The sequence below is a fragment of the Neosynechococcus sphagnicola sy1 genome, assembly GCF_000775285.1.
Taxonomy (GTDB): domain Bacteria; phylum Cyanobacteriota; class Cyanobacteriia; order Neosynechococcales; family Neosynechococcaceae; genus Neosynechococcus; species Neosynechococcus sphagnicola.
This window is the reverse complement of record NZ_JJML01000083.1, coordinates 1-6,295: the sequence shown is the minus strand read 5'-3', so window position 1 is coordinate 6,295 and position 6,295 is coordinate 1. Positions and strand designations below refer to the sequence as shown.

Here is a 6,295-nt window from a genome sequence, read left to right as displayed (position 1 = left end):
GTTGAACCACCCAATGAAAGACTTGACTATTTGTCTTCCTATTATGAGCTAGCTCAGAGAAGTGATTAATGAAACCTGTCAAATTAAAGATAGTTCCAGGTTGGGAAGGTAGCGATATGACACTCACACAAACAAATACAACCGAATCCATAACCACCTCTCAAAAGGAAACTCTTGCCAAACTATATTTAGAAGGCAAGCCAGCCGAGATTTCTGACGAAACCATCGCCCAACTCTGTGACTGGTTGATGGACGAGTTCCATCAACTGCCCTTGAATCTACAATTTTCAGATTACATGCGTTACATCAACGCTGAAGAGATGTTTGCTGATATTGAGCAAAATCATCTTTGGGTCTCTGCCGATAGTTATGATTCTTCTGTGTATCCCAATCCCATCTACGGATTCATTTTCCAGGGAATGCACGATTATGACCACTACTTGACTCATACCGACTTCAGCCTAGAAGGGGAGATTAAGGCTTACAACTTCGCAGCAAAACGGCTTCCCAGCCTGGAGATCCAAAAAATTCTCTACTCCGAAATTGTGTTGCGATCGGCGGCTTATCTGTTTCTAGGACAAGCGGCGGCTCCCAAAATTGTGTTTCCATAATCAGTCAATGAGGTAAATCATCATGCACGAATGCCCTTACTGTTCTTATCCATTGCTACGGCACATCCAACATCTCGGCTGGTTGTGTTCCCACTGTTGGACAACCATACCTGTCCTGTCTACCCAAATCTACAGTTGTGTCTACTCAAGTCATTAAAAGCTGCCTCAACTAGCAGCCCAGGAGAACTATGAACCAAACAATGGCACAAATTGCACTCAGTCTGACAACTGCACCCGCTCATATCGTCCTAGCGGCAGCAGGTAAAACAGTTTTTCGTCCGGGTGGACGTGCGGCTATCGAACAACTCTTTAAATGAGCAGATTTCCAATGCCTGAACAAGGCTGGATCAACGCTATCGCTCAGGCAGATTTAACAGTATCTCAACGGCAAATCGGTGCTATGAAACTGCTTGATCCGGTTCAGGTGCTGAAAGATGAAGGAGTCATCCACACGGCGCAGATTGTCTGGAATATTTTGGCACAGCCCGTGATCCGCGATCGCGTCCTGACGATGCAGCGCATCTTGACCCAACACCAACAAGACTTGGGTTACATTGCCTTGTGCGCTGTTCGAGAATTGTAATCACCCTTGAAATGTTAGGAGATCAATGATGCTAACTTCTTCAAAAAATAATGCTGAATTGGCAGTCAATCTACAGGAATTGGCAGACTACACCAAACCCGGAGTCAGCCGCAAAGCGTTAGTGAAAGATGAACAAAACAGTTTCTCGTTACTGTGTCTCACTGCTGGAACAGAAATACATGAGCATACTGCGCCACGCCCTGTTTCGGTGACAGTGATCGAAGGACGCGGAGTGCTCACCTTGGGCGGACAGGAAATTACTTTGCAACAGGGCGTGTTTGTCTACATGCCTGCAAATACACCTCATGCACTCCATGCATTAGAAAATCTTGCTTTTCTACACACATAAAGTTGAACTCACAAACAAGGATATTATGAACAAATACGACTACATCGTGATTGGTGCAGGTTCGGTAGGCTGAGTCGTTGCCAATCGTTTGACAGAAAACTCTGATACGACTGTACTTTTACTCGAAGCAGGCAATCTAGATACAATTTTGGGTTTCTTTTCGTCCTCCGCCACAAACCCTCGCAACTCCTCCGTTGGGATATTCGCGCGTTTGTCCTTGTGTTTGACGCTATCGATAGGGGTTGCATTACTGCCGTAGGATTTTTTAGGCATGGTCTGAATTGCTCCTTTCTGCGGGTTCATCCACAGTTCGATACGCCTGGTCAGGACGGTTAGGTTTGTCGGGATACCGAAGTTTCAGCAATCCCTCGTTCACCATTGGGCTAAGGAACCGACTACGCAGGCTACTGGGATTACGATTCATCAACTGGGCAAGATGAGCAGATGTGAGGAAATACCCTTGGCAGAGTTCGGAAATAATCTGCCGGGTTCTTTGCTCTTGAAGCCATTGAGAGGATATAGCTGGAGCAGCAATTTTCTGAAGGACTTCTAATTCCGCTGTTGGTAGGGAGTCTAAACTTTGTGAGGAGTCCACGCTTTGAGGGGAGTCTTGAATTGACTGAGATAGACTGCCCTCAACTTCAAAACCAATTTGAATGATATTCTCTCGTCCGGGCAATGTATAGCGGGTTCCACGCCCTTGCCCTACTGAGGATAAAAATGCCTCCGCACTAACCCCTGTAACATTTTTGTGAGGTCAGACGGATGGCGATCGCAAAATTCCTTCATCCGACGATTGCTGACTTCTCCTTCTAACTCTGCGGTAACAAGGGCTTGCACTTCTTCTTGATTCAGACCATCAAATGGGGTGCCAAACAGCTCTCGCAGTTTCTCTAGCGATTGCCCTGGCAACATACTGACTATTGGCAAGACTAGCCAGACTCGATCCGGTTGAGTCTGTTCTCGAATGGCAGGAAAGCGCCAGTGTTGAGATGCCCATCCCTGTCTGATCTTGTCAATACCAGAACCTGCTTTTTCACCCCCGCCGATCATCTGAAACATTAGCTGCAAGGACTTATTGCGGCATTCGCTAATGCCCCCCTGAAGCAGTTGACGCATGGAAATTAACAGACTACCGGATTGGAAAACTCGAAGCGATCGGGGAATTTGTCAATCACTACACCCCCTTGCCCACGGTAATCGCTGTGAATAAGGGCATTGACCAATGCTTCTCGAATTGCCTCGTGAACGATCGTGTCATCTTTCCGATAAAGCTCTTGATCAAGACGGAAGGGAATTTTGAGGTCAGCCGATAGCTTTTGAATGACCCGTTGATAAAACTGGAAAACATTGCCAGCCCAAGTTCCATCTAAGGTGAGTCGGTCTGTCCATCGAACTTGGGAAGTATCAGCAGGTCTTTCCCGATAATCCAGATGAAACGCTGGAATCCCATCAGGCTCCTGAATGGTCTCCATTTTGCCAAACATGAGCAAACCTGCAACCGTTAGTCCTTCTTTACCAGTGGTGCGATCGCGTCTCCATCCTCCCAATTTGGACAGTAGACCATTTGTGTCTTCACTCAGCCAGGGGTGATCTGGCGTGCGAGAAGCAAACCGCTGGCGATATTGTTTCAAACTTGTGTCGTCTAAGTCCTCTAAACCAAAATGTTCAAGAATCAGGCTGTCAGCAGGCTCTTCCGCCTGGTCTGCCAACATCCGCCCCACTTCACTGAGTACAGTGATAATCCCCCTCATAGTTAGAGGATGTTTTAAAAGGGTAGGCTTTAGCCTCAAATACAACTCAGAGGCGCGATCGCAAACCCTGGAACCCTGATTCTCTCGTATTAGCTTCTAGGTAGCTAGGGTGGTGAAACACACCCTGAAAGACTTTTAAAACATCCTCTTAGGACGATAGGTACCAGTAAGGGGATTTTGTCCCACAAATACGGGGCGCTGTCGTCTGCTAGCCCGTGGGACTCGTAGCACAATGATGCTTCTGCCCTCGATTTGAGTGACTTGCAAATCTGATTCAGTTAGTAAATTGACACTAACTTTCCCACGATTGTTAAGGTTATCCCAAAGCTGTTTACGAGTTTTTGCAGGATCATCCAATCCACTGATCTGGTGGGTGGCTTCTTCAACTCCGAGAATGATTACGCCACCATCCGTATTTGCCATTGCACTGTAGGTTTCCCCGGCACACCACCACGGGCAGACTTAAACTCCCAATCAGAGCTTTCTCCACTGTTGATCGTGTTGGGAAGATCCTCGATTCCCATAATTACTAGGTGTTCCTATCCTGGGATAGAAAGTGCTGGTTCAACCACGCTTCAAACTCCAGCAATGCCTGACTGTAGCCAAGGGTTTGCGCCTGGGCGATCGCCCTGGGAAAAATCTCAGCCACAGGCAATTCTGGAAAGGTGGGACTAATGGCTGATTCCTCATAGTTGTTATTTCGCAGCACGTAGATCTTGAGCTTGTCCCGTCCATAAATCCATAGCTCTGGCACACCCAGGGCTTCATAAATCTCCCGCTGGGTTTGGGACGTTAAATCGGCTTCAATGGCTAAATCGGGTGGTGGGTCAATGTCGAGATCAATCCGATCTTTGCCGATGACAGTCCGGTAGTTTTGGATATAGAAGCAGTCATCTGGTTCGAGTCCTGCTGCCATGCTTTTTCGCTTAAAGGTGGTCGATCCCAACGGTTCCCAAGGTCGTTTCTGAGCTTTGAGGATACTTTCCACCAGTCCGACGATGAGCCGTTTCCAGCGTTCATGCTTAGGGAGAGGTGACATAAGCTCTAAGGTGCCGTTGTAGTAGTTGATTCTTGGATTCCGCCGTTTTGCACCGAGTTCTTCCAAGAGGGCTTCATACTGAACCCATGTCACATCAGGAATGGAGAGATGGCTGCCTGGAGAGAGGTCAATGGTTTTGATGGGAATTTTAACCAGATTAATCACGGTCATTGACTTGACCTCCTGTTTGGGGCGAACTGAGGAATGCCTTTATTGTATTTGCGGCATCCCACGGATCGGTAATCTCAATGATGCCCCATCGACTTAATGCCCCATGATTATTCACCGCTGGAATCCAGAACTGTCGAGCATGGGTAATCTTAGCAGCTTTATCCTTTCTGGCTTCACCCGATACCTCCACAATCAAATTCAAAGTTTCAACGTTACCATCCTTGACCCTGACAATGAAATCAGGCGTATAGTTTTTCTGTTGACCAGATAAAGTGTAGGGAATGGTGAACCCTAGTCCCTGATTTTTGACATAGCAAATGACTTCTGGCAGGTCTTCTAAAACCTGTGCCATTTTCTGTTCCCAACTATCCGTATCTGCTACCACATGGGAGATATGGCACTTGGTTGAATCTGTGATATAGACGGGTTTTGTGGTGTCAAAATCCACATAGCGAGTCGAGCCAAACGTATCGTAGGGACGCAGAATCGGCTTGAGAGTTTTTTGACTACCCTCCGATCCGGCGATCGCCCTATAAATACAATCAGCCGTATCATGAGCCAGTTCGATCAGCAAAAGTTCCTGAATGAAGGTGCCTGACTTGTAGGTCACACACTGACTCAGCCATTCTTTCGTGATTTGGAGCAACCGTCTTTCTCGGTCTGGATTTTTCCAATGTTCCAACAGCCTTCGCGTCGTGGGAGTAACGCCCTGATGCCCACTCCTACGCCATAGGGAGACCCGTTCTCTGATGCGGTTAATCGTTTTGTTCTCTTCAACCCGATCCTGGCTGAGCAAACCTAAGTCAAACTCTAGTTGCTGGCTCTTTTTCTTGGGACGAGCGATCGGAACAAAGTAGTGACTAATTCGTCGGTAATCCGAGATTTCGTTAGTGATACCGTCCTCATCGAATTTAAAATGCCGTTGCGGCTCATCAAAGGCAGAGTTGATAACAGGATTATCAATAACGACTGGAGGCATTGATTTTATTGAAAGTAGAGTAGGTTAGAACTAAATAGCTAGAGAATATTTTTTCGTCATCAGGCATAAATAGTAGTCCCAATTTTACCTGACCTACATGAGTTCACCCTAAGGCGGCCGGCAGACAGGGCAAGATGGCTCTGAGAGCTTAACTCTCCGAAGTAGCAATCTCAGACTCTAACTGGTCAACCGTTTGTGCCAATTGATTGAATAACGGCATCAGGCGATCGTCGGGGTTGCGGTTCAAGAATGCCTTTGATGGCATTCGCTGAGAATCCTGGCCATTACCCTGGCCACCTCGTCTGATCTGTTTCTGGGGGCCGGTAACCGCCTCTAAGCTTTGTGGCAAGGGAGTTTGAGGGGTGTGGTTACCAGAGTTACCAGTATTCTTAATAAGAATTTGGTATCCTGCTCCTTGCTTTTGATTGTCAGTGGCATACCCCAGGCTTTGGGGTTCCTCCTGTAAGGGGTAAGAGAGCGTTTATTTTGGTCGGCGGACGCTCTCTCTTTATGTGTGCAAACTCATGGTAGTGCTACTATTGTTTAATATAAACTATTAATAACTACTTTTGTGTTACCCTTAAACTCTAAGTCGTAATTATGATTAAGGATGTAGTCATGGCTGACAATATGGCAACAGAAAAGATTCGGACATCTATTTATCTCAAAGAAGACCTTAAGAAGGAGCTTGAGCGCTTAGCCAAGGTTGAGCGCAGAAGCCTTAACAACCTGATTGAGATTCTGGTTGAGGACGCTATTGAAGAAGCCAAAAAGGAAGGCAAACTAACCCATGCAAGCAAGTGAAGGGG

General features: G+C 46.8%; 11 protein-coding genes and 1 pseudogene. 5 read left to right on the top strand and 7 right to left on the bottom strand.

Annotated features, from left to right (window positions below):
- The first annotated feature begins 116 nt into the window (after positions 1–116).
- The 4 genes from DO97_RS19835 (at position 117) to DO97_RS19825 (ending at position 1,543) form a co-directional block, all read left to right on the top strand.
- Positions 117–611, top strand: coding sequence for a hypothetical protein (locus tag DO97_RS19835; protein WP_036536899.1), 495 nt, complete (start codon positions 117–119; stop codon positions 609–611).
- Between the two features lie 188 nt (positions 612–799).
- Entirely contained in the window at positions 800–928 is a 129-nt protein-coding gene (locus DO97_RS27930; RefSeq protein ID WP_275575074.1) for a hypothetical protein, read from the top strand.
- Positions 929–939: 11 nt separating this feature from the next.
- Positions 940–1,194 carry a hypothetical protein gene (locus DO97_RS19830; protein WP_052128992.1) on the top strand — a complete coding sequence of 85 codons (255 nt, stop codon included), beginning with the start codon at positions 940–942 and terminating at the stop codon, positions 1,192–1,194.
- A 25-nt stretch (positions 1,195–1,219) separates the two neighbouring features.
- Complete coding sequence (locus DO97_RS19825) at positions 1,220–1,543, top strand: cupin domain-containing protein (protein WP_239651912.1); 324 nt, start codon at positions 1,220–1,222, stop codon at positions 1,541–1,543.
- Between the two features lie 39 nt (positions 1,544–1,582).
- Here the strand turns inward: DO97_RS19825 and DO97_RS24555 are convergent, their stop codons facing one another.
- The 7 genes and pseudogenes from DO97_RS24555 to DO97_RS19805 all read right to left on the bottom strand — a co-directional run.
- The gene (locus tag DO97_RS24555; RefSeq protein ID WP_036536896.1) at positions 1,583–1,816 is read right to left on the bottom strand and encodes a hypothetical protein; all 234 of its coding nucleotides are present in this window, start codon (positions 1,814–1,816) and stop codon (positions 1,583–1,585) included.
- 432 nt (positions 1,817–2,248) lie between these two features.
- Positions 2,249–2,662, bottom strand: a complete 414-nt coding sequence (locus DO97_RS21640; RefSeq protein WP_156120691.1) for a hypothetical protein — start codon at positions 2,660–2,662, stop codon at positions 2,249–2,251.
- Positions 2,663–2,667: 5 nt separating this feature from the next.
- Entirely contained in the window at positions 2,668–3,297 is a 630-nt protein-coding gene (locus tag DO97_RS21635; RefSeq protein ID WP_156120690.1) for a hypothetical protein, read from the bottom strand.
- A gap of 135 nt (positions 3,298–3,432) precedes the next feature.
- Positions 3,433–3,720 (bottom strand): AlbA family DNA-binding domain-containing protein, encoded by a 288-nt coding sequence (locus tag DO97_RS30450; protein ID WP_052128988.1) that lies wholly within the window; start codon positions 3,718–3,720, stop codon positions 3,433–3,435.
- A complete protein-coding gene (locus tag DO97_RS27925) occupies positions 3,696–3,821 on the bottom strand; it encodes a hypothetical protein (protein ID WP_275575073.1) in 126 nt (41 codons plus the stop codon). The genes DO97_RS30450 and DO97_RS27925 overlap by 25 nt, the downstream gene beginning before the upstream one ends.
- Positions 3,822–3,826: 5 nt before the next feature.
- The gene (locus DO97_RS19810; protein ID WP_036536894.1) at positions 3,827–4,507 is read right to left on the bottom strand and encodes a Uma2 family endonuclease; all 681 of its coding nucleotides are present in this window, start codon (positions 4,505–4,507) and stop codon (positions 3,827–3,829) included.
- A pseudogene (locus DO97_RS19805) lies at positions 4,494–5,156 on the bottom strand (restriction endonuclease); the annotation flags it as partial. The pseudogene DO97_RS19805 and the gene DO97_RS19810, both read right to left, overlap by 14 nt.
- A 948-nt stretch (positions 5,157–6,104) precedes the next feature.
- On the opposite strand from DO97_RS19805, the gene DO97_RS19795 reads away from it, so the two are divergent.
- Positions 6,105–6,290: a ribbon-helix-helix domain-containing protein gene (locus tag DO97_RS19795; protein WP_036536079.1), complete on the top strand. Its 186-nt coding sequence runs from the start codon at positions 6,105–6,107 to the stop codon at positions 6,288–6,290.
- The last annotated feature ends 5 nt before the right edge of the window (positions 6,291–6,295 follow it).

Coding starts and splice junctions, on each gene's coding strand:
- DO97_RS19835 (WP_036536899.1), top strand. CDS start 117: ATGACACTCACACAAACAAATACAACCGAATCCATAACCACCTCTCAA.
- DO97_RS27930 (WP_275575074.1), top strand. CDS start 800: ATGAACCAAACAATGGCACAAATTGCACTCAGTCTGACAACTGCACCC.
- DO97_RS19830 (WP_052128992.1), top strand. CDS start 940: ATGCCTGAACAAGGCTGGATCAACGCTATCGCTCAGGCAGATTTAACA.
- DO97_RS19825 (WP_239651912.1), top strand. CDS start 1,220: ATGATGCTAACTTCTTCAAAAAATAATGCTGAATTGGCAGTCAATCTA.
- DO97_RS24555 (WP_036536896.1), bottom strand. CDS start 1,816: ATGCCTAAAAAATCCTACGGCAGTAATGCAACCCCTATCGATAGCGTC.
- DO97_RS21640 (WP_156120691.1), bottom strand. CDS start 2,662: ATGCGTCAACTGCTTCAGGGGGGCATTAGCGAATGCCGCAATAAGTCC.
- DO97_RS21635 (WP_156120690.1), bottom strand. CDS start 3,297: ATGAGGGGGATTATCACTGTACTCAGTGAAGTGGGGCGGATGTTGGCA.
- DO97_RS30450 (WP_052128988.1), bottom strand. CDS start 3,720: ATGGCAAATACGGATGGTGGCGTAATCATTCTCGGAGTTGAAGAAGCC.
- DO97_RS27925 (WP_275575073.1), bottom strand. CDS start 3,821: ATGGGAATCGAGGATCTTCCCAACACGATCAACAGTGGAGAAAGCTCT.
- DO97_RS19810 (WP_036536894.1), bottom strand. CDS start 4,507: ATGACCGTGATTAATCTGGTTAAAATTCCCATCAAAACCATTGACCTC.
- DO97_RS19795 (WP_036536079.1), top strand. CDS start 6,105: ATGGCTGACAATATGGCAACAGAAAAGATTCGGACATCTATTTATCTC.